Source organism: Cellulosimicrobium cellulans, from assembly GCF_006539945.1.
Lineage (GTDB): Bacteria > Actinomycetota > Actinomycetes > Actinomycetales > Cellulomonadaceae > Cellulosimicrobium > Cellulosimicrobium cellulans.
On the sequence record NZ_BJNZ01000035.1, the window covers coordinates 21,724 to 45,391 of the forward strand.

Below are 23,668 nucleotides of genomic sequence, written 5' to 3' on the forward strand. Positions count from 1 at the left end.
AGCCCCGCGACCGGTGCCGCCTCGCCCCGTGTCCCCCCGCCGCGGTCGACACCCGTGCTCTCCGTGCCCGGGCCGCGTCCGGTCGTCTGGGCGCCGACGGCGCGCAGCGTGGAGCTGCTGCTCCCCGAGCCCGGCTCCGGGACGTTCGCCGGCGCCGAGCGGCGCCCGCTCCGCCTCGTCGGTGCGCACGTGCCCGGCTGGTGGGGCTACGACCACGAGCTGCCGTGGGGCACGGACTACGGGTACGCCGTCGACGGCGGACCGGGCCGGCCCGATCCCCGCAGCCCGTGGCAGCCCTACGGCGTGCACGGTCCGAGCCGCACGTTCGACGCGGCGTTCGCGTGGACCGACGACGCGTGGGCGGGCCGGGACGTGCGGGGCGAGGTCCTCTACGAGCTCCACGTCGGCACGTTCACGCCGCAGGGCACGCTCGACGCCGCGATCGACCGGCTCGACCACCTCGTCGAGCTGGGCGTCGGCGCGGTCGAGCTGCTCCCCGTCGCGGCGTTCGGCGGCGAGCGCGGCTGGGGCTACGACGGCGTGCACCTGTACGCGGTGCACGAGCCCTACGGCGGCCCGCGTGCGCTCCAGCGGTTCGTGGACGCCGCGCACGGGCGCGGGCTCGCGGTCGTGCTCGACGTCGTCTACAACCACCTCGGCCCGTCGGGGAACTACCTGCCGGAGTTCGGCCCGTACTTCACCGACGCGCACGAGACCCCCTGGGGCTCGGCGGTGAACCTCGACCGCCCGGGCAGCCGGGAGGTGCGCGAGTGGGTGATCGACAACGCCGAGCGCTGGTTCGTCGAGTTCCACGTCGACGCGCTGCGCCTCGACGCCGTGCACGCGCTCGTGGACGAGTCCCCCACGCACCTGCTGGCCGAGCTCGCACGGCGGGTGGACCGGGTCGAGCAGGAGCTCGGGCGGCCGCTCACCCTCGTGGCGGAGTCGGACGAGAACGACCCGGCCACGGTCACGGGCGTCGAGCAGGGCGGGCGCGGCATGCGCGCCCAGTGGGCCGACGACGTCCACCACGCCGTGCACGCGCTCCTCACGGGCGAGCGGCAGGGCTACTACGTCGACTTCGGCTCGGTCGCCGTGCTCCGCAAGGCGCTCACGGGCGTGTTCGTGCACGACGGCACGTTCTCCACCTTCCGCGGCCGCACGTGGGGCCACCCGGTGCCCGCGGGGACCGACGGGCACGCGTTCGTCGTGAGCGCGCAGAACCACGACCAGGTCGGCAACCGCGCGTTCGGGGACCGGACGTCCGCCACGCTCGACGGCGGCGGGCTCGCCGCGGCCGCCGCGCTCGTGCTGGTCTCCCCGTTCACGCCGCTGCTCTTCATGGGCGAGGAGTGGGGCGCGTCCACGCCGTGGCAGTTCTTCACCGACCACGCCGAGCCGGAGCTCGCCGAGGCGGTCCGGCGCGGCCGGGCCGCCGAGTTCGCCGACCACGGGTGGACCGACGGGGCGCCCGTCCCCGACCCGCAGGCCCCGGAGACCCGCGACGCGAGCGTCCTCGACTGGGACGAGCGCGGCCGGGGCGAGCACGCGCGGCTGCTCGCCTGGTACCGCACGCTGGTCGCGCTGCGGTCGCGGCCCGACGTCCGCTCGGGCGACCTGTCGCGCGTGCGCGTCCACGGACCCGGGGGCGTGGAGGACGACGCCTCGGGCGAGGAGCCGGCGACGGCGTCGGCGCCGCACGGCGGGCCGGCGTTCGTCGTGGACCGCGGGACGGTCGCAGTTGCGGTGAACCTCGGTGACGCGCCCCGGCGGCTCCGCCTCGCGCTCGGCGGGACGCCGCGCGTGCTCGCCACGTGGGACCCGGCGACGAGCGTGCACCGGCGCGGCGTCGACCTCCCCGCGCGTTCGGTCGCCGTCCTGGCCTGGGTGTGACTACGCTCACGCCCATGTCGACGACGAAGAAGAGGTCGAAGAAGAAGCACGGCAAGGGCTCGGCGTCCGGCTCCGGCTCCGGCTCCGGCTCCGCGTCGGCGACGCTCGACGCCGACTGGGAGGTCGCCCCGACCGAGTCGCTGCGCGTGCGCACCGGGTTCGACCTCGCGGCGTTCGACCGTGGCTCGACCCCGGGCTTCGCGGGCGACAAGGCGGCCGGCCAGGCGCTCGTCGCGCGGCACGCGGACGAGCTCTCCGAGCTGCAGGAGCGCCTGTTCGCCGAGGGCCGGTCGGGCGGCTCGCGCTCGGTGCTGCTCGTGCTCCAGGGCATGGACACCGCGGGCAAGGGCGGCATCGTGCGGCACGTCGTCGGCCTCGTCGACCCGCAGGGCGTCGCGCACCGCTCGTTCGGCGTCCCGACGCCCGAGGAGCGCAAGCACCACTACCTGTGGCGCATCCGCCGCGCCCTGCCGGAGCCCGGGTACATCGGCGTCTTCGACCGCTCGCACTACGAGGACGTGCTCGTCGGGCGCGTGGACGCGCTCGCCCCTCCCGAGGTGCTCGAGAAGCGGTACGACGAGATCAACCGCTTCGAGGAGAAGGTCGTCGCGTCCGGGACGACGATCGTCAAGGTCGCGCTGCTCGTGTCCTACGAGGAGCAGCGCGCGCGGCTCATGGAGCGCCTCGAGCGACCGGACAAGTTCTGGAAGTACAACCCGAACGACGTCGACTCGCGCCAGAAGTGGCCTGCGTACCAGGAGGCCTACCAGGCCGTCCTCGACCGGACGAGCACCGAGACCGCGCCCTGGCACGTCGTCCCGGCCGACCGGAAATGGTTCGCGCGCCTCGCGGTGAGCGAGCTGCTGCTCGACGCGCTGCGCCGCCTCGACCTCGGCTGGCCCCCGGCCGACGTCGACATCGAGGTCGAGAAGAAGCGCCTCGCCGCGACGTGAGCAGCGGGACCGTGCTCGCTCGTGCCCGGCGTCAGGCCGACGCGCGCGCGACCGCGCGACCGTCCTCGGCGAGCGCGCCGAGGCGGGAGAGCGCGCGGTAGTACTTCTTGCGGTACCCGCCGCGCAGCATCTCCTCCGTGAACAGGCTCCGCTCACCCGCGTAGTCGCCCGACCCGGCGAGCAGCACCGGCACGTCGCGGTCGTAGAGACGGTCGACGAGGACGACGAGGCGCAGCGCGGCGGACTGCTCGGTCACGGTGTGCACGCCGGTGAGCGCGACGACCTCGACGCCGTCGAGCAGCGCGCGGTAGCGGCTCGGGTGCACCTGGGAGAGGTGCCCGAGCAGGTCGTCGAACGCGTCCAGCGTGGCACCGGGCCGGCCGGCGACGGCGTCCCGCACGGCGTCCTCGGGGAGCGGGGCGGAGTCGGTGACGACCGCGCGGTGGCGGTAGTCCTCGCCGTCGACGCGCAGGACCTCGAACCGGGCCGCGAGCGCCTGGATCTCGCGCAGGAAGTCCTCGGCGGCGAAGCGGCCCTCGCCGAGCGCCTCGGGAAGCGTGTTCGACGTCGCCGCGAGCGCGACGCCGCGGTCGGCGAGCTCGCGCAGGAGGCGCGACATGAGCACGGTGTCGCCCGGGTCGTCGAGCTCGAACTCGTCGATGCACACGAGCTGCTTCGTGGCGAGCGCCTCCACGGTGGCCTGAAAGCCGAGCGCGCCCACGAGGTTCGTGTACTCGACGAACGTGCCGTAGGCGCTCGCGTCGAGGCCCACGGCGTGCGCGAGGGACGTGAGGAGGTGGGTCTTGCCGACGCCGAACCCGCCGTCCATGTACACCGCGGGCGCGCTCCTCTTCCGGCCGCCGAACAACCCCTTGCGGGCGGGCTTCGCGACGGCGACCGCGACCTCCTCGAGCCGCGCGACGGTGCGCGCCTGGCTCGGGTACGCGGGGTTCGCGCGGTAGGTCGAGAAGCGGGCGTCGGCGAAGTGTCGCGGCGGCAGGAGGTCGGCCAGGAGTCGCGCGGGCGGGACGGACGGGCGGACGTCGGCGAGGGCGCGCGCACGTCCGGGCACGGCGGGAGTCGCGTCGGAGGCCGACGCGCGGGCGGTGCCGGGGAGGGCTGCCGGGGCCGAGGCGCCTCCGGCGACGGGCGCAGTCACGAGGATCCAGCCTACGCCTGCGGCTAGCCTGGCCGCTGTGACCTCCACCACGGCACCCTCCGACGAACCCGCCGCGGCGACCGCCGAGCGACCGGCAGGACGCACGAACCTCCCCTCGCTCGACGTGCTCCTGCCCGCCGCGGAGCACCTGCCCCCCGACCCGCGCGAGGAGCGCCTCGCGGCCCTCTACGCGTACGGGCCGCCGTCGCGGGCCGCCCACGTGGTGCGCGCCAACATGGTCGCGAGCGTCGACGGCGCGGCGTGGGGCCCGGACCACCGCTCGGGGTCCATCAACGACGACGCGGACTGGCGGGTCTTCCGGGTCCTGCGCGCGCTCGCCGACGTCGTGCTCGTCGGCGCGGGGACCGCCCGCGCCGAGGGCTACACCGCGCTCGACCGGCCGCGCGGCCTGCGGCACCTGCACGACGCCCCCCTGGAGCTCGCGATCGTGACCCGGACGGGTCGTGTGCCCGAGGCGCTGGCGCGCGGTGACCGCCCGCCGTACGTGCTCACCGGGCCCGGCGGGGCCGCCACGGCGAGGGGCGACGTGCCCGCTGATCGGGTGCTCGTCGTCGGGCACGACGCCACGGGCGCGCGGGACGAGCGCGAACCGGGCACCGCCGTCGACCTCGCCGCGGGGCTCGCCGCGCTCGCCGACCGCGGCCTGTCCCGCGTGCTCACCGAGGGCGGGCCGACCCTCCTGGGCGACCTGCTCGCGGCGGACCTCGTCGACGAGCTGTGCGTCACCACGACCCCGACCGTCGTCGGGCGCGGTCCCGGCCGCATCGTCGCCGGGGCGGTGCCGTCCGGCACGAGGGCGCTCCCGCCCCGGGGCGCGCGCCTCGCCCACCTGCTGCACAGCCCCGAGGACCGGCCGGGCTCCCCCGCCGGTACGACCGCCGCGCGCTGGCTCCTCCCGCTAGGCTGACGCGCGTGACCGACACGATCCTCGTCCTGACCGAAGACACGCTCAACCCGGCCGACGTGCAGCACATCCTGTCGCTGCACCAGGACGAACAGCTCGCCTACCGGGTCCTCGTGCCCGCGGACACCGAGCGCAACGTGATCTCCGGGATCATCGACCACCTGAGCGTCGGCGAGCTCAAGGAGGCGTGGGACGAGGTCCTCGGCCGCGAGCCCTCGCCCGCCACGGCCAAGGCGGAGGCGAGCGAGCAGCTCGAGCGCAGCGTGGCCGAGCTGCGCGCGGCGGGCCGTGAGGCGGACGGGGTCGTCGTCGACGACGACCCGCTGCCGGCGCTGCGCACGGCCGTGGCGGCCGGGGGTGCGCGCGAGATCGTCGTCGTGACGTACCCGCACGCGGTCGAGGACACGTTCCACACCGACTGGGCGTCCCGCGCTCGCGAGGAGCTCCACGTCCCCGTGCTGCACCTGTACTCGGGCACCAGCGAGCTCGGCTGACGCCTCACCGCGGCCCCGGGGTCCGTTCCTCCGAGCAGGACGCGGTCACTCCCCGCGGACGCGGTGCCCCGCGCGGCGGATGGTCGCGCGCGCGAGCTGGTCGGTCGAGTCGAGGTAGAGCGGGTCGGCGAGCAGGTCGTGGTCGACGGCGACGACCGACAGCTCCGTGCAGCCCAGCACGATCACCTGGGCACCCCGCTCGACGAGCCGGCCCGCGACGGCGCGGAACGTCTCGATGTCGACGGGCCGCCCGGCCTTGACCTGCTCGTAGATGATCTGCGACACGAGGGCCTGGTCGGCGTCGTCCGGGACGAGCGCGTCGACGCCGTGGCGCGCGAACGCCTCCTGGTAGACGCCCGAGGCCGCGGTGCCCGCCGTCGCGAGCAGCCCTACCGCACGCAGGTCGCCGACCCGCGAGCGGGCCGCGTCGACCGTCGTGTCGATGATGGAGACGAACGGGACGCTGATCGCGTCGAGCACCTGCTGCGTGAAGTAGTGCGCGGTGTTGCACGGCATGACGAGGAAGTCCGCCCCGAAGCGCTCGAGCCGCTGCGCGTCGCGTGCGAGCACCGGACCGGGGTCGGCGTCCGAGCGTCCGAGGATGAACGCGGTGCGGTCGGGGATCGTCGCGTGGTTGAGCACGACGGCGTCCACGTGGTCCTGGTCGCGCCCCGCCTCCGTGAGCTCGACGAGGAGCTGGAGGAAGTACGCCGTGGCGAGCGGCCCGACACCTCCGAGCACTCCGACGAGGGGCTGGGCGTGGTCCTGGTCCGGTCGCGACGTCACCCGTGGATCCTACGGCGGCCCGCCCCGCCCATCGCCACGGCCACAGGTCCCGGCCCGACGACCCCCGCCGCTAGGGTGACGGCCATGACCGTGCGCCACGTCCTGTTCGACGCCGACGGCGTGCTCCAGCACATCCCCGACGGCTGGTACGCGGCCGTCGCGCGCTACCTGGGCGACCGCGCGCACGAGTTCGTCCGCGAGACGTGGAGCGAGGACCTGCCCATGCTCGTGGGCGAGGGCGACTACCTCCCCGTGCTCGCCGCGGGTCTGGAGCGGTTCGGCGTGGCGGAGCCGGCGGAGGACGTGTACCGCGCGATCTGGTTCGACGCGCTCGAGGTCGTGGACGCGTCGTTCGACCTCGTGCGGGCGCTCCGCGCGAGCGGTTACGGCGTGCACCTCGGCACCAACCAGGAGAGCCGGCGCGTGCCGTTCATGCGTCACGCGCTCGGCTACGACGCCGAGTTCGACACGAGCTGGTACTCGTGCGAGCTCGGCCTCGCCAAGCCGGACCCGCGGTTCTTCCTCGAGGCCGCGCGACGGATCGGCGCGGACCCGGGCGAGGTGCTCTTCGTCGACGACACCGCGCGCAACGTCGAGGGGGCGCGAGCCGCCGGCATGGTCGGCGTCCACTGGGACGTCTCGCGCGGCCACGACGAGCTCGTGCGCGTGCTGGTCGGGCACGGCGTCGTCGTCGGTCAGGACCGCGCGCGTGAGGACGTCGCGGGCGAGGGCGCCGGCCCGGGCGCGTCCGTACCCGGCCCGTAGGATGGCGGACGCCCGCCGACCACACAGAGAAACGGACGACCCTCCGCGATGACGTACGGCAACGCCGAGTTCCTCCCCATCGTCCTGGGGACCAACCTCAACACCTACAACATCGCGAGGTCGTTGCACGAGGCGTACGGCGTCCGCACGCTGGCCCTGGGCCGCTTCCCCCTGCGGGAGACGGCGGACTCCCGCATCGTCGACGTCCGCACCTACCGCGACTTCGACGACCCCGAGCGCATCGTCGCGGTCCTGCGGGAGCTGGCCGAGGAGTTCCCGGGCCGCAAGCGCCTGCTCATCGCGAACATCGAGTTCTACACGAACGTCGTGATCGCGCACCGCGCCGAGCTCGAGGACCTGTACCTCATCCCGCTCGTCGGCCAGGAGCTGGCGGCGCGACTCATGAACAAGACCGACTTCTACCGCACGTGCGCGGAGCTGGGCGTGCCGCACCCGGAGACGGTGATCGCCACGGCGGCGCACGTCGACGCCCCGGGCTTCGGGGAGGACCTGCCGTTCCCCTACCCGCTCATCCTCAAGCCGTCGGACACGGACACCTACCCGCGCCTGCGGTTCGAGGGCAAGAAGAAGGTCTACCTCGTCCACGACGCGGCCGAGCTGCGCGACGTCGCGCGACGCATCTACTCCGCGGGCTACACCGACGACCTCATCGTGCAGGAGTACCTCGCGGGCGACGAGTCGGTCATGCGCGTGGTCAACACGTACTCCGACCGGCACGGCCGGCTGCGGTTCCTTTCCGCCGCGCAGATCGTGCTCGGTGAGTACGACCCGAAGCTCGTGGGCAACTACAACGCCGTCGTGACGATGAAGGACGACAAGCTCACCGAGTCGATCCGGCACCTGCTCGACAGCCTCGGCTACGTGGGCGCCGCGAACCTCGACGTCATGTACGACCGCCGCACCGGCACGAGCAAGATCCTCGAGGTCAACCTGCGCCAGGGCGCGGCGAGCTTCTACACGATGGCCGCGGGCGGCAACCTCGCGCGCTGCTACGTCGAGGACCTGGTGCACGGGCGCGAGCTGCCCGAGCAGGTCACGTCCGAGGCCCGGCTGTGGGTCAACGTGCCCTACCCGGTCGTCCGAGCGCTCGTGCCGGTGTCGCTGCGCCACCGCGTGAAGAAGGCCCGCAAGCACGGGGTCTGGCACACGCTGCGCTACGCGCCCGACATGAGCCTGCGCCGCCGGGTCGACGTGTGGCGCGTCGACCTGCGCCACACGCTCGACTACGTGAAGTTCGCGCGCTCGCGCCCCTCGGCGTGAACCCGGGAACCCTTCCGCCGAGCAGTCAGGCGCCCAGCGCGGACCGCACGGCCTCGACGATCCGGCGCGCCGTCGCGACCCCGACCGTGGTCGGCAGGTTGACGACGCGCGCCACGAGGTCCTCGGTCGTCGCGAGCGCCGGGTCCCCCGGCGCGTACCCGTATGCGGCCGGGTCGTCCGGGCCGGGGAACAGCGCGGGCCGGTACCACTTGCCGACGTAGAACCCGGCGGCCGTCAGCTCCCGCACGAGCCGGTCGGCGGTCGGCGCGTCGGGAGCGAAGAAGGGGAACCGGACCAGCGGCGCGCGCTCGCCGATGCCCGCCGGCACCTCGACGACGTCGGACAGCCCGCGCACGTACTCCGCGACCGTGTCGGCGCGGCGCGCCTCGACGTCGCCGCTCGACCGCAGCGCGTCGACCATCCGGCCGGTGACCCAGGACGACGGCCGTTGCGGCGGGTGCGCGAGGCCGCCCCGGTTCTCGACGGGGGCGATCGCCGGCTCGTACGCCCCGACGGCGGTGAGCGCGCCGCGCACCTTCCCCGCCGCGCCACCGGGGAGGCGGTTGAGCACGCGGACCTGGGTGCGGAAGCTGCGCGCGGCGAGGTCGAGCCGGGCTCCGACGACCGGCAGCGCGTCGAGCGCGGAGACGATCGCGGCGCGCAGCGCCGGCTCGAGCGCCGGGTTCACCCAGACGGCGCCCCCGAACCGCGTGGGGAGCATCTTCTCGACGCCGAACGAGTGGAACGACACGTCCGCGACGGGCGACCCGTCGGCGTCGCGCGCGAGGCGCGTCACGCAGTGCGCGCTGTCCTCGACGAGCAGCGCGCCGACGGAGCGCGCGGAGGCGCGCAGCCGGAGCGCGGTCGCGTCGTCGACGATGCCGAACGTGTTCTGGAGCACGACGGCGCGCGTGGCCGGCCCGACCGCGAGCCGGTCGGGGTCGATCGCGACCGTCGCCGGGGACACCTCGGCGTAGACGGGCCGCAGCCCGGCGACGAGGACGGGGTCGACGGCCGTCGAGCACGTGAACACCTGGGTGACCACGTCGCCCGCGCCGCGCGCCGCGGCGAGCGCCCGGAACACGACCTCCATCCCGTAGCGGGCCTTGAAGACGAGGAACCAGTCGGCCGGGTCGGTGCCCGTCCGGTCGGCGAGCATCCTCGTCGCGGTCGCGTCCTGCGGGTGGCGGCTCATCGTTCTCCGTGTCGTCCGGCGTCAGGGTGTGGGGCCGACGCAGCGGCCCGCCGGGCCAAGCCTGCCACGTCACCCGGCAGGCCCGGGCCGCGCACGGCGTCGGACCCGACCGGGGGGGACGTGCGACGGCGGCCGCCGCGCCGGAGCGCGACGACCGCCGTCGGGGAGAACGGTGGTGCGCCGTCAGGCGTCGGACTCGGTCCGGTCGCCCGACCACTCGGTGTGGAACGTGCCCGCCTTGTCGACGCGGCGGTAGGTGTGCGCGCCGAAGAAGTCGCGCTGCGCCTGGATGAGGGCCGCCGGCAGGCGCTCGGCCCGGACGCCGTCGTAGTAGGCGAGCGACGACGAGAACGCGGGCGTCGGCACCCCGTTGAGGGCGGCCTGCGCGACGACGCGACGCCACGCGGCGAGGCCGTTGCCGACCGCGCCGGTGAAGTACTCGTCGGCGAGGAGCAGCGGGAGCTGCGCGTCGCGCTCGTACGCCTCGGTGATGCGGTTGAGGAAGCGCGCGCGGATGATGCAGCCGCCGCGCCAGATGCGCGCCATGGCCCCGCGGTCGATGTCCCAGCCGAACTCGGCGGACGCCGCCGCGATCTGGTCGAAGCCCTGCGAGTACGCGACGACCTTGGACGCGTAGAGCGCGAGGCGCACGTCCTCGACGAACGCGTCCCGGTCCTGCACGTCCCACGCCGCGGCGTCGGCGGGCAGCGCCGTGCGGCCCGCCTCGCGCTGCGGGACCGAGCCCGACAGCGCGCGGGCGAACGTCGCCTCGGCGATGCCGGTGATCGGGACGCCCAGGTCGAGGCCGTTCTGCACCGTCCAGCGGCCGGTGCCCTTCTGCTCGGCCTGGTCGAGCACGACGTCGACGAACGCCTTGCCGGTCTCCGCGTCCACGTGCTGGAGCACGTCCGCGGTGATCTCGATGAGGAACGACTCGAGGTCGCCCGTGTTCCACTCCTCGAAGATCTTCCCGATCTCCGCGGCGGACGCGCCGAGCCCCTGCTTGAGCAGGTCGTACGCCTCGGCGATGAGTTGCATGTCGGCGTACTCGATGCCGTTGTGCACCATCTTGACGAAGTGGCCGGCGCCGTCGGGCCCGACGTAGGTGCAGCACGGCACGCCGTCGACCTTGGCCGAGATGTCCTCGAGGATCGGGCCGAGGCTCTGGTAGGACTCGCGCGTGCCTCCGGGCATGATCGACGGGCCGTTGAGCGCGCCCTCCTCGCCGCCCGAGACGCCGGTGCCCACGAAGTGCAGGCCCTGGGCCGCGAGCGCCTTCTCCCGGCGGATCGTGTCGGGGAAGTGCGCGTTGCCGGCGTCGACGACGATGTCGCCCTCCTCCAGCAGCGGCACGAGCTCGTCGATGACGGCGTCGGTCGCCGCGCCGGCCTTGACCATGATGACGACCTTGCGCGGGCGCTCGAGCGACGCGACGAAGTCGGCCATCGACTCCGACGGGACGAAGTCGCCCTCGCTGCCCGCTTCGGCGATCAGGGACTCGGTCTTGGCGTACGAGCGGTTGTGCACCGCGACCGTGTAGCCGTGCCGGGCGAAGTTCCGGGCCAGGTTGCGACCCATGACGGCGAGTCCGGTCACACCGATCTGTGCGCGTGCTGACATCTGCTTCCCTGCTCCTCGAGGGTCGGTCCCGGCGCACGACGGCCGCGCGGGGAGGGCGCGGAACCGGACCGGGCCGGGCGGGAGCGCGGCCGGGTGCACCGGTGATGGATACCCGGCCAGCCTAGTCCTCGTGCGCCGCACCGCTCCCGAGCGGCCACGATCCGGTCACCGGAAGCGTTCTTGACGAAGTCGGGATCACGATTCGATGACACCCGCGCGGCGTGCGTCCGGTTCGTCCCGTCGGCTCGTAGTGTGCCGAGGGTGATCACCGCTCACGGGACCGACGCTCCCCCGGAGTTCCGTGCCGTCCTCGACGCCCTCGGCGCGCGGCGGCTGCGACCCGAGGTGACGCTGCGCGAGGTCCCCGCCCCCCGCCGGATCGCGCCGTGGTCGGTCGCGCTCACGGGCGAGGTGGAGGCCGCGCGCTCCGAGGACCCCGACCTCGCGTCGGGCCGGTTCATCGTGCTCCACGACCCCGACGGCCAGGAGGCGTGGCAGGGCACCTTCCGTGTGGTGACGATGGTGCGTGCCACGCTCGAGCCGGAGATGGCGTCGGAGGAGATGCTCGCCGAGGTCGCGTGGACGTGGCTCGAGGACGCGCTCCACGACACGGGCGCCGCGGTGCGCGCGGAGGGCGGCACGGTGACGCGCGTCCTGTCGCAGAGCTTCGGCGCGCTCGCCGGGAAGCACAACGACGTGGAGCTGGAGATGCGCGCGTCGTGGACCCCGGTGCCCGCGGGGAGTGCCGGTGCGGCGGACCTCGGTGACCATCTCGCCGCGTGGGCGCAGCTGTTGTGCACGGCCGCCGGGCTGCCTCCCCTGCCCGACGGCGTGACGCCGCTCGGTGCTCGACCTCCCGCCCGACGCAATACCGTGGGCCCATGAGCTCGACCGCAGCACCAGCACCCCCGCCGCTCGACCCGACCCCCGCGAGCGGGGTGCCCGACGACGTGCCCGGGCCCGTCGTCACGCCGCTCACCGAGCCGTCCGACGGGCTCGGCCGCGTCGTCGACACCCCGGCGGCCTTCGCCCGCGTCGTCGACGCGTTCGCCGCCGCGAGCGGCCCGGTCGCCGCCGACGCCGAGCGTGCGTCGGGCTACCGCTACGGTCAGCGCACCTACCTCGTCCAGGTCCGACGCGAGGGCGCGGGGACGGCGCTCGTCGACCCGGTCGCGGTGCCCGACCTGTCGCCGTTGCGCGAGGCGGTCGGCGACGCCGAGTGGGTGCTGCACGCCGCGTCGCAGGACCTGCCGGGCCTCGCCGAGCACGGCCTCGTCCCGACGAGCGTGTTCGACACCGAGCTCGCGGCACGCCTGCTCGGCATGGAGCGCGTCGGCCTCGCGGCCGTCGTCGCGGACGTGCTCGGCCTGGGTCTCGCGAAGGAGCACTCGGCCGTCGACTGGTCGACCCGGCCGCTCCCGGACGACTGGCTGCGGTACGCCGCGCTCGACGTCGAGGTCCTCGTCCCGCTCCGCCGGGCACTCGGCGAGCGGCTCGAGGAGGCGGGCAAGGCCGGCTGGGCGGCCGAGGAGTTCGAGGCGGTGCGGACCGCCGGACCGCCCGCACCGCGCCCCGAGCCGTGGCGGCGCACGTCCGGCACGCACACGCTGCGCGACCCGCGCCGCCTGGCGGTCGTGCGGAGCCTGTGGGAGGCCCGGGACGCGACGGCCCGAGCGCGCGACATCGCGCCGGGCCGGGTGCTGCCCGACCGCGCGATCGTCGCCGCCGCGGAGGCCCTGCCACGCACGGCCGGCCAGCTCGTCGAGCTCCCCCCGTTCGCGGGCAAGGGCACACGCCGCCGGGCCGCATACTGGCAGCGCGCGATCGACGCCGCGCTCGCTCTCCCCTCGAGCGCCCTCCCGACCACGCGCGGGCCGCGCACCGACGCTCCTCCGCCGCCGCGCGCGTGGGCCGACCGCGACCCCGGTGCCGCCGCCCGCCTGGAGGCGGCGCGCGGCGTCGTGCAGGGGATCTCGGAGCGGTTCGCGCTCCCCGTGGAGAACGTGCTCCAGCCCGACGCGCTGCGGCGCCTGTGCTGGACGCCGCCGGACCCGCTCGATGCGGCGGCGATCGCCGCGTTCCTGCACGGGCGCGGTGCGCGCGACTGGCAGGTGGCGCTCGTCGCCGAGCCCCTCGCGGAGGCGTTCGCGAGCATCGGCAGGGCGTAACGAGCGGGTAGGGTCGTCCGCGTGCACGACGCGAACCTGACGATCCGGACAGTCACCGACCGCGCTACCTGGGACGCCCGGGTCAACGAGCTCGGCGGCCACCCCCTCCAGCTCTGGGGCTGGGGCGAGGTGAAGGCCACGGGCGCCTGGACCCCGCACCGCGTGGAGGCGGTGGACGCCGACGGCCGCGTCCGCGGCCTGGCGCAGGTGCTCGTGCGGTCGCTCCCGGCCCAGTTCAAGGCGCTGTGCCACGTGCCGCGCGGGCCCGTGATCGCGCCGGCGGGAGACGGCTGGGGCGCCGGGCCGGGCGTGGGCGACGACGCGACGCGCGACGCCGTGACCCGGGCGGTCGTCGCGTGGTGCAAGTCGACGGTCGGCGGCGTGGGCGTCACGATCGAGCCCGACTGGCCGGTCGGGACGCACCTCGCGCTGCCCGACGCCCGCCCCGCGGCGAACCCGATCCTCTACCCGGTCACGCTGATCCTCGACCTGACGAAGTCCGAGGACGAGCTGACGAAGGCCATGGGCAAGTCGACGCGGTACGACATCCGCAAGGCGGCGCGCACCGGGCTCGAGGTGCGCCGCGTGACGGACGAGGCCGAGGTGCGTCAGGTGCTCGCCGTCTACCACGAGACCGCCGAGCGCGCGGGCTTCGCGCTGCACGACGACGAGTACTACCTCGCGATCCACCGCGAGCTCGGTGAGCACTCCGTGCTCGTCGCCGCGTTCTCCGAGGGTGCGCCGGTGTCGTTCGTGTGGTGCGTCTCGTCGGCGACGACGTCGTTCGAGCTGTACGGCGGGATCAACGACGCGGGTCGCAAGCTGCGCGCCAACGCGCCGGTCAAGTGGCACGCGATCACGCTCGCGCAGCAGGCCGGGCTGGTCCGGTACGACATGAACGGGCTGCTCAACGACGGGATCAGCGAGTTCAAGCGCAGCTTCGCCCAGCACGACGACGAGCTGGTGCACAGCGTCGACGTGCCGTTCTCGATGTGGTACTCCGCGTGGAACAAGGGCCTGCCCACCGCGAAGAAGGTCGTGCGCAAGCTCCGCGGGAGCCGCTGACCGGGCTCGCCGCCGTCCACCACCACTCCCGAGAGACCCGGTATCGCCCGATGCGATACCGGGTCTCTTCATGTCGTAGCATCGGTCTCGTGCTTTACCGATACTCGCGGTAGCGTGTATCGCACGTACGACCCCCGAGCGGTGCCGCTCCCGGACACCGCCGTCCCGACCATCTGCATCGGATGGAGATGCCATGACCGTGGCCAACGAGGCCCCCTCTCCCACCTCGGCACCCACCCAGGCCGCGCGCCGTCGCCCCGTGCGCGACGTCGTCTTCGTCGAGGGCGTGCGCAGCCCGTTCGGCAAGGCGCGCCCCGACGGGATCTACGCCGAGACCCGCGCGGACGACCTCGCCGTGAAGACGGTCCGCGAGCTGCTGCGCCGCCGCCCCGAGCTGCCCGCCGAGAGGATCGACGAGCTCGCGCTCGCCGCGACCACGCAGACCGGCGACCAGGGCCTCACCCTCGGCCGCAGCGTGGCCGTCCTCGCCGGGCTCCCCAAGTCGGTCCCCGGCTTCGCGATCGACCGCATGTGCGCGGGCGCGATGACCGCGGTCACGACGACCGCGGCGAACGTCGCCGTGGGCGCGCAGGACGTCGTGGTCGCGGGCGGCGTCGAGCACATGGGCCATCACCCGATGGGCGAGGGGTCGGACCCGAACCCGCGGTTCGTCGCCGAGCGCCTCGTCGACTCGTCCGCGCTCGTCATGGGCGCGACGGCGGAGAACCTGCACGACCGGTACCCGCACCTCACCAAGGAGCGCGCCGACGCGTACGCCGTCGCGAGCCAGGCCAAGTACGCCAAGGCCCTCGCGAACGGCGACATCTCCCCCGACCTCGTGCCGGTCGCGACCCGGTCGACCGAGCTCGGGTGGGGCCTGGCCACGGCCGACGAGCTGCCGCGCCCCGGCACCACGGTCGACTCGATCCGCGACCTCAAGACCCCGTTCCGCCCCGGCGGGAAGGTCACCGCGGGCAACGCCTCGCCGCTGACCGACGGCGCGACGGCGTGCCTGCTCGCCGCGGGCGACGTCGCCGACGAGCTCGGGCTCCCGGCGCGCATGCGCCTCGTCGCGTACGCGTACGCGGGCGTCGACCCCGAGGTCATGGGCATCGGACCGGTCCCCGCGACCGAGCGCGCGCTCGCGTCCGCGGGCCTGACGATCGACGACATCGGCCTGTTCGAGATCAACGAGGCGTTCGCGGTCCAGGTGCTCGCGTTCCTCGACCACTTCGGCATCGCGGACGACGACGAGCGCGTCAACCAGTACGGGGGCGCCATCGCCATGGGCCACCCGCTCGCGTCGTCGGGCGTGCGCCTCATGACGCAGCTCGCGCGCCAGTTCGAGCAGCACCCCGAGGTGCGCTACGGCCTGACGACCATGTGCGTCGGCCTCGGCATGGGCGGCACCGTGATCTGGGAGAACCCGCACCACGCCGACTACTCCGGCCACATCTTCGAGACCGCGGAGAACTGACGATGAGCGCACCGACCGACACCACGCCCACCACCTCCCCGGACGCGACGAAGGACGCCGCGCGCGGTGAGCGCGTCACGCACTCGCTCGTGCGCGACGTCGCGCTCCCCGGCGGGACGGGCACGCTCGCCCTTGTCACGCTCGACAACGGGCTCGACCACACCAAGCCGACGACGCTCGGCCCCGAGGGCCTCGCCGAGCTGCACACGACCCTCGAGACGCTGCGGCGCCGGGCGGCGGACGGCGAGATCGTCGCCGTCGCGATCACGGGCAAGCCGTACTTCCTCGCCGCGGGCGCGGACCTCACGCAGGCCGCGGCCGTGCAGGTGCGCGACGACGCGCTCGCCCTCGGGCGGGCCGGGCACGCCGCGTACACGCTGCTCCAGGACATGGGCGTGCCGACGTTCGCGTTCGTCAACGGCGTCGCGCTGGGCGGCGGCCTCGAGGTCGCGCTGAACTGCACGTACCGCACCGTCGCGTCCGACGCCGGCGCGCTCGCGCTGCCCGAGGTGGGCCTGGGCCTGGTCCCCGGCTGGGGCGGCGCCTACCTCGTGCCGCGCCTGCTCGGCGTCGAGAAGGCGATGGACGTCATCCTTGCCCGGCCGGCAGCGAACAAGCCGTTCAAGGCGAAGGAGGCGTACGAGATCGGGCTCGTCGACGCGCTCTTCGAGGCGCCCGACTTCCTCGAGTCCTCGCTGCGCTGGGCCGAGGCCGTGCTGCGCGGCGAGATCGTCGTCGAGCGGCGCGAGCTCGACCCGCAGCCCGTGTGGGACGCCGTCGTCGCCGGGACGCGTCAGCGCCTCGACGCCGTGGTGGCGAGCTCGCGTCCCGCGCCGTACCGCGCGCTCGACCTCGTCGCGGCCGCGCGCACCGCGTCGCGCGAGGAGGCGTTCGCGGCCGAGGACGAAGCCCTCGCGGACCTCATCATGAGCGACGAGATGCGCGCGAGCGTCTATGCGTTCCAGCTCGTCTCGAAGGGCAAGCGGCCCCAGGGCGCGCCCGACGCGAAGCTCGCGCGCCCGGTCACCCGCGTGGGGATCGTCGGCGCCGGGCTCATGGCCGCGCAGATCGCGCTGCTGTTCGCGCAGCGCCTCCAGGTACCGGTCGTCATGCGCGACCTCGACCAGGAGCGCGTCGACAAGGGCCTCGGCTACGTGCGCGCGACGGTCGAGAAGCTCGTCGGCTCGGGCCGCATGTCCGCCGACACGGGTGCGCGCATCGTCGGCTCGGTCCACGGCACGACCGAGCTCGGCGACTTCGCGGGCTGCGACGTCGTCATCGAGGCGGTCACGGAGATCCTCGGGCTCAAGAAGAAGGTCTTCGCCGAGCTCGAGGGCGTGCTCTCGCCCGAGGCCGTGCTGCTGACCAACACGTCCGCGCTCTCGATCACCGAGATGGCGGCCGACCTGCAGCACCCCGAGCGCGTCGTCGGGATGCACTTCTTCAACCCGGTCGCCCAGATGCCGCTCGTCGAGATCATCCAGGCGGCGAAGACCGACGACGCCGCGCTCGCGACGGCGTTCGCCATGACGAAGAAGCTCCGCAAGACGGCCGTGCTCGTCGCCGACCGCCCCGGGTTCGTCGTCAACCGCCTGCTCATCCTGCTCATGGGCAAGATCGTCGAGGCGGTCGAGAACGGCACGTCGGTCGAGGTCGCGGACCGCGCGGTCGCACCGCTCGGCCTGCCGATGCCGCCGTTCGCGCTGTTCGACCTCGTGGGTCCCGCCGTCGGCCTGCACGTCCTCACGTCGCTGCGCGAGGACCTGGGCGAGCGGTTCCCCGAGTCCCCCGGGCTCCAGCGCATCGTCGACGAGCAGATCCCCGTCGTGCTCGACGCGCCGAAGGGCCTGCCCAAGCCGGTCGACCCCGCGATCCAGGCCGTGTTCGGCTCGGGTGAGGCGGGCGGCCCGGGAGCGCTCGACGAGGCCGGCGTCCTCGACTCCGTGCTCACCGCGCTCACGCAGGAGATCGGGCTCATGCTCGACGAGGGCGTGGTCGCGAGCCCGTCGCAGATCGACCTGTGCATGATCCTCGGCGCCGGGTGGGGCTTCCACCTCGGCGGCATCACGCCGTACCTCGACCGCACGGGGTACAGCGAGAAGGTCCTGGGCCGCCGGTTCCTGCCCGACGGCGTCGCGAACGTCCCGGCGGCGTCGCGCGCCTGACCCCACCGCGGACGGACACCGGGCCGCGAGCGCCCTCCCGTGGTCGTACGACGACCGCGCGGAGGTTCCGCTCGCGGCCCGATCCGTCGCCACGGGGTTCCCGACTCCGCGACCGACGTGCGTGAGGTGGTCCGCACGACGGATGACGAGCGGATCCTCACGATGACGGCCGAGGGCACGGAGCAGTCCGCGACCGCGATGTGCGGGACGGGGGGGGGTCGGCTCGCGCGACGGCGCGCTGTTCGGGTTCACGCCCCAGCTCAGGGCCATCCAGATCGAGGACCAGCCGGACCCGCCGGAGTCAGTCCTCCCAGCCCATGCGCAGGACCTCGAACGCGACCGCGTGCGTGACACCCATGCGCTCGCCCGTGGGCGCGCTCATGGACGCGAGGAACGCGGCGGGGTCGAAGTCCGCCCAGCCGAGGCCGTCGAGGTAGGCGGCGTGCGCGCGCAGGGACGCCACGCCCGCGTCGAAGGTCGCGCTCACGTCCACGCCGTGCGCGGCGTCGGGCGAGCCCGCGACCCAGACCTGGCGTACGCCACCCCAGGGCTCGACACCGTCCGTCTCGACCTGCTCGCGGAAGACCCACCGGTTCCCCGCGTCGCGCACGGCGTCGACGACGGCTCGTCCCGTCGCGATGTGGTCCGCCTGGTTGAGCATCCCGCCCGGGAACGTCTCGCGGTAGTTCCCGGTGATCACGACGTCGGGCCGGTGGCGCCGGATCGCGCCCGCGATCGCGCGCCGCAGCGGCAGTCCGTACTCGAGCACGCCGTCAGGCAGCCCGAGGAACTCGACCTCCTCGACGCCGACGACCCGCCCGGACTCGATCTGCTCCGCCTCGCGCACGCGCCGCGCCTCGTCCGGGTCCATGCCGTCGATACCGGCCTCGCCGCTCGTCACCATGCAGTACACGACCCGCTTGCCCTGGCCCGTCCACCGCGCGACCGCCGCGGCGGCGCCGAACTCCATGTCGTCAGGATGGGCGACGACGGCGAGCGCCGTGGACCAGTCCTCGGGCAGCGGGGTGAGCGGAGGAAGGGCGTCGGTCGCGGTCATGACGCCACGCTATGCCGTGGCGCACCGGCGGGCGCGCCGACCGGGTGCACGGCACCGCGTCAGCGCTCGACCGGCTCGTCCTCCACGACGGCGCCGACGACGTCCGCGTCCTCGACCGACGTCACGGCGGGGTCGACGAACAGCCGGGCGCGCTCGGCGTCGACCACCGCGCGCGCGAGCGACGCCTCGGAGACGTCGACCGCGCCCGCGACCTCCTCGGCGAGCGCGCTGCGGCGTGCGTACGCGTCGAACAGCCGGGCCTTCGTCCCGAGGAGGCGTACGAGGTGCTCGTCGACGCTGTCGACGGTGAGCAGGCGGTGCACCTGGACGGTCTCGACCTGACCCATGCGGTGGGCGCGCGCGACGGCCTGCGCCTCGGTCGTGGGCTTGGTCTGGGGTTCGCACAGGATCACCACGGAGGCGGCCTGGAGGTTGAGACCCACTCCCCCGACGTCGATCTGGCTCACGAGCACGCGGGGTGACGCGGCCGCGGTGAAGTCGTCGACGATCGTCTGGCGCGTGCGGGCGGGCACGGAGCCGGTGAGTGGCGGGAGCGCGAGGTCGCCGAGCGCGCGCACGGCCACGTCCACGACGTCCCGGAAGTACGAGAACACCACGACCTTGCGCCCGTTCTCGGCCGCCTCGCGCGCGATCTCCCCGAGCCGGCGCAGCTTCGCCGAGTCCTCGGGGTGCTCGACGGCGAACGCCGCCCGCCGCATCGCCATGAACGACCCCGCCGCGACCGCCTCGCGGTACGCGGCGCCGTCCACCGCACCCAGCCGCTCCCACTCGTCGACCTGCACGAGCTCGGGCAGCTCCTCGAGCACGTCCTCGGCGTTGCGCCGCAGGTAGGCGGGCGCGACGGCGTGCCGGAACGCGTCGGGACCGGCGGCGCCGTGCGCGGCGTCGAGGCGCGCCGCGAGCTCGGGCTGGAGGTAGCCGAGCAGGGTGCGGAACTCCTCGACCCGGTTCTCCATGGGCGTGCCGGTGAGCAGCAGCACGTGCTCGGTCGCCTGGGCGAGGGCCGCGACGGCGACCGACCGCTTCGCGAGCGGGTTCTTCACGTAGTGCGCCTCGTCCACGACGAGCGCCACCGGCCGGGCGGCCGTGAACGTCTCCGTCCCCGCGCGCCGCAGGCCGGCGAAGGTCACGACGGCGACGCCGCCCGCCGCGCGCCACGCCGCGGCCGCCTCTTCCCGGTCCTCGCCGTGGACGGCGTGCACCGGGAGGTCCGCGTGCGCGCGCAGCTCGCGCACCCAGTTCTCCAGCACGCTCGCCGGGCACACGACGAGCGCGTGGGTCGCGCCGCGGGCGACCAGGTGCGCGACGACCGCGACGGCCTGCACCGTCTTGCCCAGGCCCATCTCGTCGCCCAGGACGACGCGCCGCTGGGCGAGCGCGAAGCGGGCTCCGAACGCCTGGTACCCGCGCAACGAGACCGTCAGCAGCGACTCGTCGAGCGCCTGCGTCTGCACGCGGTCGACCAGCTCGGCGGGCAGGTGGCCGGCCGCGGCGGCGACGTCGCGGCCCGTGGGGGCGACGCCGTCGAGCAGCGCGTAGTAGGCCGCGGACCGGCGGCGGAAGTCCTCCCAGACGTCGTACGGGCGCGCGGGCGCAGTGAGCAGCCCGACGACGCGCCGCGCCTCCTCGACGAGCCCCGTCGCCCGGGCCCGCTCCGCGAGGCCCACGAGCGTCGCGACCGCCGCGAACGCCCGACGCCGCCGCTCGCCCCACGCGAGGAGGCGGCGCGGCCCGCTCCCGGCGACCAGCGCGTCGGCGCGCACGCGCTCGTGATCGGCGAGCGCGGCCCGCACCTGGTCGCCGTACCGCGCGACGGCGGCGTCGGCCTGGTCGAGCGTGTGCAGCGCCTGGACGAGCGCGGTCGCGACCGGGTCCGTCGGCGTGAGGTCGATCCGGAAGCGCAGGCTCTCGCGCACGGCCCGCGCCACCTGCTCGGCAGCAGCGAGCAGGTGCGTCGCCGTCTGCGGGCCGATCTCGGGCAGCTTCTCCAGGCCCCCGCGCCCGAGCCGCGCGACCTCGCCGACCGTCCGCACGTCCGCGTCCGCGAGCGCCCCGAGCCGCAGCCGCTCGCGCGTGACGTCGCGCAGCGACGCGACGTCGACGGTGTCGAGTCGCGCCAGGACCTTCTCCTCGCGGCTGTCGCCGAACGCGGCGCGCACCTGCTCGCGGGCCGTCGCCGGCGCGGCGGAGAGCGCCGCGAGCTGCGCGGCGAGGGCGTCCGCGTCCGCGACGACCGCCCGAGCGGTGGCGGCGTCGGGCGGCACCGTGCTCGGCGCGGTCACGGGTGCCAGCGGGCGAGGCTCTCCGCGACGTACGTCACGTCGTGCGTCGAGCCGTCGGCGATCGACATCGTCAGCTCGTACACGTCGTCGTGCGGAGCATGCAGCTCGACACCGTTCATGCCGTAGAACACGACGACGGCGACGAGACCGAGCCGCTTGTTGCCGTCGACGAGCGCGTGGTTCTGGACGACGGAGAGCATCAGCGCGGCCGCCTTCAGGTCGAGCGACGGATATGCCTCCTCACCGAACATCGAGGCGCGAGGACGATGCACGGCCGAGTCGAGCGCACCCCAGTCCCGGACGACCGGCTCCGCCCGGAGCAGCGCGCGCGCCGCTGCGAGCAGGTCCCCGACCTCGAGATACTCGACGTCTCGCGACGCGACCACCTCAGGCGAGCTTGTCGAGCACGGGACCGTACTCGCGGATCGCGTCGGCGATGAGTCGATCACGGAGTGCGTCGCGCTCCGCGCCGTACCGCCGTACGGCCTCACGGACGATCTCGTTCTGCGAGCGCCCCTCGCGCTCTGCGGCCGCCTCGAGGACCCGCTTCTCGTCCTCGGTGAACCGCACGACCATCTGGCTGCCGCTCATCCCGCACCTCCCGACGTGGTATCACCACAGTATCGCTCCCGGCCGCGGGTACGCTCCGGCACCCTCACGACGACGTACCGACCTCCGCCGTCCAGCGCTCCATCCGGGCCTGTGCCGCGTCCAGGAACGCCGTCTTGTCGCGCGTGTAGTCGTCGTAGTCGTCGGCGTCCGCGTGGCGCGCGGCGAGGCTGCGCTTCGTCGCCTCGTACGCCGCGGCCTCGGCGGGGACGGCGCGCAGCCAGTCGCGGAACGCGACGACGTACGCGGCGAACGGCGGGTCGAGGCGCCGGACGTGCAGGATCACGGGCGGCTCGCCCTCGCCACCGGGGCGGGTGAGCAGGCGCTTGGCGTAGAGCTCCGGCGCCGGTCGGCGCCCGGGCGCGGGACGTCCCGGTACACGCCGGGCGAGTCGGGGCGCGCCCCGCGCTCGATCGAGAATCCGAGCGGCCCGAGTACCGCCTCCAGCACCGCCTCGGAGGGCAGCGCCGCGACGCGCACCTGGAGGTCGACGATCGGCTTCGCGGCCAGCCCGGGCACGGCCGTCGACCCGATGTGCTCGACGACCGAGGCCGTGCCGTCACGGCTCGCGAGGTCGGCGAGCGCGTCGGCGACGCGCTCGGTCCACCGCCTCCCGGTGTCGGTCCAACGGGGGTCGTGGGTGTCGACGGTCGCTGCAGGCACCCGCGCACCCTACGACCCGGCCCCGCCTCGGGACCGCAGGCCCGCCGAGACGGGAGGTCGGGTCAGTACGTCGTCAGGCCGTGGGCGCGGAACTGGTCGCGCACGCGCTCGGTGAGCTCGGCCGACGGCGCGGGCGTGTCGTCGAGCTCGTACGTGCGCCCGAGCGCGTCCCACTTGTCGCGGCCCATCTGGTGGAAGGGCAGCACCTCGACGCGCGTCACCGTGCCGGGGCGGATCGCGTTGAGCGAGGCCGCGTACTCCGCGACCTTCTCGACGTTGTCCACGTCGTCGGTGAGGCCCGGGACGAGGACGAAGCGCACCCACACCTCGGGCGCGTGGCCGGTGAGGCCGCGCTCGGCGATCCGGCGCCCGAACCGCAGCGTCGGCTCGAGGTCGCGGCTCGTGACCCTCTTGTAGGTCTCCGGGTCGCCGGACTTCACGTCGAGCAGCACGAGGTCCGTGTCGTCGAGCATCGCGTCGGTCGCGTTCGCCCCGAGGAAGCCCGACGTGTCGAGCGCGGTGTGCACGTCCATCGCCTTGGCGCCGCGCAGCACGCGGGCGGCGAACGCGGGCTGCATGAGCACCTCGCCGCCGGAGAGCGTGAGCCCCCCGTGCGTGGCCCGGAACACGGGCAGGTAGCGCTTGACCCGCCCCAGGAGCTCGTCCGCCGTGACGGGCCGGCCGTCCTTCATGGCGAACGTGTCGGGGTTGTGGCAGTACAGGCACCGCAGCGGGCACCCGTTGAGGAACACCGTGAGCCGGGTCCCCGGCCCGTCCACGGCGGTGACGAGCTCCCAGGAGTGGACCGAGCCGAGCTCGCCCGCGCGCATCGCCGCGAGCTTGTCGGCCCGGTCCACGTCCGCGACCGTCAGCCCGTCCAGGCCCGCGCCCGCCCGGCGGGCGTGGCCCACGGGCGTGCCCGACGCCGTGGGCTCGGACCCGGCGGTCGGGGCGCCCGGGACGTCGAGGCGCGTGGCGTCGTCGGGCAGGGTGCCCCCGGCGACGCCGCACCCGCGCTGCGGGCGGACGGCGGGGCCGGGAAGGGTGACGGTCATGGGTGGCTCCTCAGCGCTCGTCAGAGCGCGCCGTG

22 protein-coding genes are annotated in these 23,668 nt (G+C 74.5%); 11 read left to right on the forward strand and 11 right to left on the reverse strand.

Features of this window, described 5'->3' with window-relative positions:
• Nucleotides 1-54: 54 nt before the first annotated feature.
• Nucleotides 55-1,893, forward strand: coding sequence for a malto-oligosyltrehalose trehalohydrolase (treZ, locus tag CCE02nite_RS18660; RefSeq protein ID WP_255318972.1), 1,839 nt, complete (start codon nucleotides 55-57; stop codon nucleotides 1,891-1,893).
• A 14-nt stretch (nucleotides 1,894-1,907) separates the two neighbouring features.
• Nucleotides 1,908-2,846: a PPK2 family polyphosphate kinase gene (locus CCE02nite_RS18665; RefSeq protein WP_141391100.1), complete on the forward strand. Its 939-nt coding sequence runs from the start codon at nucleotides 1,908-1,910 to the stop codon at nucleotides 2,844-2,846.
• Nucleotides 2,847-2,877: 31 nt separating this feature from the next.
• Here the strand turns inward: CCE02nite_RS18665 and zapE are convergent, their stop codons facing one another.
• Nucleotides 2,878-3,918 (reverse strand): cell division protein ZapE, encoded by a 1,041-nt coding sequence (gene zapE, locus CCE02nite_RS18670; protein WP_218027160.1) that lies wholly within the window; start codon nucleotides 3,916-3,918, stop codon nucleotides 2,878-2,880.
• A 124-nt stretch (nucleotides 3,919-4,042) separates the two neighbouring features.
• Here zapE and CCE02nite_RS18675 point away from each other — a divergent pair, with 124 nt between their 5' ends.
• The gene (locus CCE02nite_RS18675; protein ID WP_141391101.1) at nucleotides 4,043-4,933 is read left to right on the forward strand and encodes a dihydrofolate reductase family protein; all 891 of its coding nucleotides are present in this window, start codon (nucleotides 4,043-4,045) and stop codon (nucleotides 4,931-4,933) included.
• 5 nt (nucleotides 4,934-4,938) lie between these two features.
• Nucleotides 4,939-5,424 carry a putative universal stress family protein gene (locus CCE02nite_RS18680; RefSeq protein WP_141391102.1) on the forward strand — a complete coding sequence of 162 codons (486 nt, stop codon included), beginning with the start codon at nucleotides 4,939-4,941 and terminating at the stop codon, nucleotides 5,422-5,424.
• A gap of 45 nt (nucleotides 5,425-5,469) precedes the next feature.
• Here CCE02nite_RS18680 and cuyB read toward each other — a convergent pair whose 3' ends face one another.
• A complete protein-coding gene (gene cuyB, locus CCE02nite_RS20585; protein WP_371861939.1) occupies nucleotides 5,470-6,210 on the reverse strand; it encodes a cysteate racemase in 741 nt (246 codons plus the stop codon).
• Nucleotides 6,211-6,294: 84 nt separating this feature from the next.
• Here cuyB and CCE02nite_RS18685 point away from each other — a divergent pair, with 84 nt between their 5' ends.
• Together CCE02nite_RS18685 and CCE02nite_RS18690 are read left to right on the forward strand one after the other, a co-directional pair.
• Nucleotides 6,295-6,975, forward strand: coding sequence for an HAD family hydrolase (locus tag CCE02nite_RS18685; RefSeq protein ID WP_371861940.1), 681 nt, complete (start codon nucleotides 6,295-6,297; stop codon nucleotides 6,973-6,975).
• A gap of 48 nt (nucleotides 6,976-7,023) precedes the next feature.
• Nucleotides 7,024-8,256, forward strand: coding sequence for a carboxylate--amine ligase (locus tag CCE02nite_RS18690; RefSeq protein WP_141391104.1), 1,233 nt, complete (start codon nucleotides 7,024-7,026; stop codon nucleotides 8,254-8,256).
• A 25-nt stretch (nucleotides 8,257-8,281) separates the two neighbouring features.
• Here the strand turns inward: CCE02nite_RS18690 and CCE02nite_RS18695 are convergent, their stop codons facing one another.
• Both CCE02nite_RS18695 and gnd read right to left on the reverse strand, forming a co-directional pair.
• On the reverse strand, nucleotides 8,282-9,451 hold the full coding sequence (locus tag CCE02nite_RS18695) for a DegT/DnrJ/EryC1/StrS family aminotransferase (RefSeq protein WP_141391105.1): 1,170 nt from the start codon (nucleotides 9,449-9,451) through the stop codon (nucleotides 8,282-8,284).
• 183 nt (nucleotides 9,452-9,634) lie between these two features.
• Nucleotides 9,635-11,071 (reverse strand): NADP-dependent phosphogluconate dehydrogenase, encoded by a 1,437-nt coding sequence (gene gnd, locus CCE02nite_RS18700; RefSeq protein ID WP_141391106.1) that lies wholly within the window; start codon nucleotides 11,069-11,071, stop codon nucleotides 9,635-9,637.
• 261 nt (nucleotides 11,072-11,332) lie between these two features.
• Here gnd and CCE02nite_RS18705 point away from each other — a divergent pair, with 261 nt between their 5' ends.
• The 5 genes from CCE02nite_RS18705 (at nucleotide 11,333) to CCE02nite_RS18725 (ending at nucleotide 17,946) form a co-directional block, all read left to right on the forward strand.
• Nucleotides 11,333-11,956 (forward strand): DUF3000 domain-containing protein, encoded by a 624-nt coding sequence (locus CCE02nite_RS18705; RefSeq protein ID WP_255318974.1) that lies wholly within the window; start codon nucleotides 11,333-11,335, stop codon nucleotides 11,954-11,956.
• Nucleotides 11,953-13,239: a ribonuclease D gene (locus CCE02nite_RS18710; protein ID WP_141391107.1), complete on the forward strand. Its 1,287-nt coding sequence runs from the start codon at nucleotides 11,953-11,955 to the stop codon at nucleotides 13,237-13,239. Before CCE02nite_RS18705 ends, CCE02nite_RS18710 begins: the two co-directional genes overlap by 4 nt.
• A 21-nt stretch (nucleotides 13,240-13,260) precedes the next feature.
• On the forward strand, nucleotides 13,261-14,304 hold the full coding sequence (locus CCE02nite_RS18715) for a lipid II:glycine glycyltransferase FemX (RefSeq protein ID WP_255318975.1): 1,044 nt from the start codon (nucleotides 13,261-13,263) through the stop codon (nucleotides 14,302-14,304).
• A gap of 193 nt (nucleotides 14,305-14,497) precedes the next feature.
• Nucleotides 14,498-15,781, forward strand: coding sequence for a thiolase family protein (locus CCE02nite_RS18720; protein ID WP_141391108.1), 1,284 nt, complete (start codon nucleotides 14,498-14,500; stop codon nucleotides 15,779-15,781).
• A gap of 2 nt (nucleotides 15,782-15,783) precedes the next feature.
• Nucleotides 15,784-17,946 (forward strand): 3-hydroxyacyl-CoA dehydrogenase NAD-binding domain-containing protein, encoded by a 2,163-nt coding sequence (locus tag CCE02nite_RS18725; RefSeq protein WP_141391109.1) that lies wholly within the window; start codon nucleotides 15,784-15,786, stop codon nucleotides 17,944-17,946.
• A gap of 301 nt (nucleotides 17,947-18,247) precedes the next feature.
• On the opposite strand, the gene CCE02nite_RS18730 is transcribed toward CCE02nite_RS18725, so the two are convergent.
• The 7 genes from CCE02nite_RS18730 to pflA all read right to left on the reverse strand — a co-directional run bounded on the left by CCE02nite_RS18730 (nucleotide 18,248) and on the right by pflA (nucleotide 23,633).
• Nucleotides 18,248-19,003: a PIG-L deacetylase family protein gene (locus CCE02nite_RS18730; RefSeq protein ID WP_141391110.1), complete on the reverse strand. Its 756-nt coding sequence runs from the start codon at nucleotides 19,001-19,003 to the stop codon at nucleotides 18,248-18,250.
• Nucleotides 19,004-19,062: 59 nt separating this feature from the next.
• Nucleotides 19,063-21,306 carry a DEAD/DEAH box helicase gene (locus CCE02nite_RS18735; protein ID WP_141391111.1) on the reverse strand — a complete coding sequence of 748 codons (2,244 nt, stop codon included), beginning with the start codon at nucleotides 21,304-21,306 and terminating at the stop codon, nucleotides 19,063-19,065.
• On the reverse strand, nucleotides 21,303-21,692 hold the full coding sequence (locus tag CCE02nite_RS18740; protein WP_141391112.1) for a type II toxin-antitoxin system death-on-curing family toxin: 390 nt from the start codon (nucleotides 21,690-21,692) through the stop codon (nucleotides 21,303-21,305). Before CCE02nite_RS18740 ends, CCE02nite_RS18735 begins: the two co-directional genes overlap by 4 nt.
• A gap of 1 nt (nucleotide 21,693) precedes the next feature.
• Nucleotides 21,694-21,897, reverse strand: coding sequence for a ribbon-helix-helix protein, CopG family (locus CCE02nite_RS18745; protein ID WP_141391113.1), 204 nt, complete (start codon nucleotides 21,895-21,897; stop codon nucleotides 21,694-21,696).
• A 64-nt stretch (nucleotides 21,898-21,961) separates the two neighbouring features.
• Nucleotides 21,962-22,201: a GrpB family protein gene (locus CCE02nite_RS20690; RefSeq protein ID WP_371861941.1), complete on the reverse strand. Its 240-nt coding sequence runs from the start codon at nucleotides 22,199-22,201 to the stop codon at nucleotides 21,962-21,964.
• Entirely contained in the window at nucleotides 22,198-22,578 is a 381-nt protein-coding gene (locus CCE02nite_RS21120) for a GrpB family protein (protein ID WP_141391115.1), read from the reverse strand. The genes CCE02nite_RS20690 and CCE02nite_RS21120 overlap by 4 nt, the downstream gene beginning before the upstream one ends.
• A 62-nt stretch (nucleotides 22,579-22,640) precedes the next feature.
• Nucleotides 22,641-23,633: a pyruvate formate-lyase-activating protein gene (gene pflA, locus CCE02nite_RS18760; RefSeq protein WP_141391116.1), complete on the reverse strand. Its 993-nt coding sequence runs from the start codon at nucleotides 23,631-23,633 to the stop codon at nucleotides 22,641-22,643.
• Nucleotides 23,634-23,668: the final 35 nt, after the last annotated feature.

Coding starts and splice junctions, on each gene's coding strand:
- CCE02nite_RS18690 (WP_141391104.1), top strand. CDS start 7,024: ATGACGTACGGCAACGCCGAGTTCCTCCCCATCGTCCTGGGGACCAAC.
- CCE02nite_RS18695 (WP_141391105.1), bottom strand. CDS start 9,451: ATGAGCCGCCACCCGCAGGACGCGACCGCGACGAGGATGCTCGCCGAC.
- CCE02nite_RS18720 (WP_141391108.1), top strand. CDS start 14,498: ATGACCGTGGCCAACGAGGCCCCCTCTCCCACCTCGGCACCCACCCAG.
- CCE02nite_RS18730 (WP_141391110.1), bottom strand. CDS start 19,003: ATGACCGCGACCGACGCCCTTCCTCCGCTCACCCCGCTGCCCGAGGAC.
- CCE02nite_RS18725 (WP_141391109.1), top strand. CDS start 15,784: ATGAGCGCACCGACCGACACCACGCCCACCACCTCCCCGGACGCGACG.
- gnd (WP_141391106.1), bottom strand. CDS start 11,071: ATGTCAGCACGCGCACAGATCGGTGTGACCGGACTCGCCGTCATGGGT.
- pflA (WP_141391116.1), bottom strand. CDS start 23,633: ATGACCGTCACCCTTCCCGGCCCCGCCGTCCGCCCGCAGCGCGGGTGC.
- CCE02nite_RS18745 (WP_141391113.1), bottom strand. CDS start 21,897: ATGAGCGGCAGCCAGATGGTCGTGCGGTTCACCGAGGACGAGAAGCGG.
- CCE02nite_RS18685 (WP_371861940.1), top strand. CDS start 6,295: ATGACCGTGCGCCACGTCCTGTTCGACGCCGACGGCGTGCTCCAGCAC.
- CCE02nite_RS18665 (WP_141391100.1), top strand. CDS start 1,908: ATGTCGACGACGAAGAAGAGGTCGAAGAAGAAGCACGGCAAGGGCTCG.
- CCE02nite_RS18710 (WP_141391107.1), top strand. CDS start 11,953: ATGAGCTCGACCGCAGCACCAGCACCCCCGCCGCTCGACCCGACCCCC.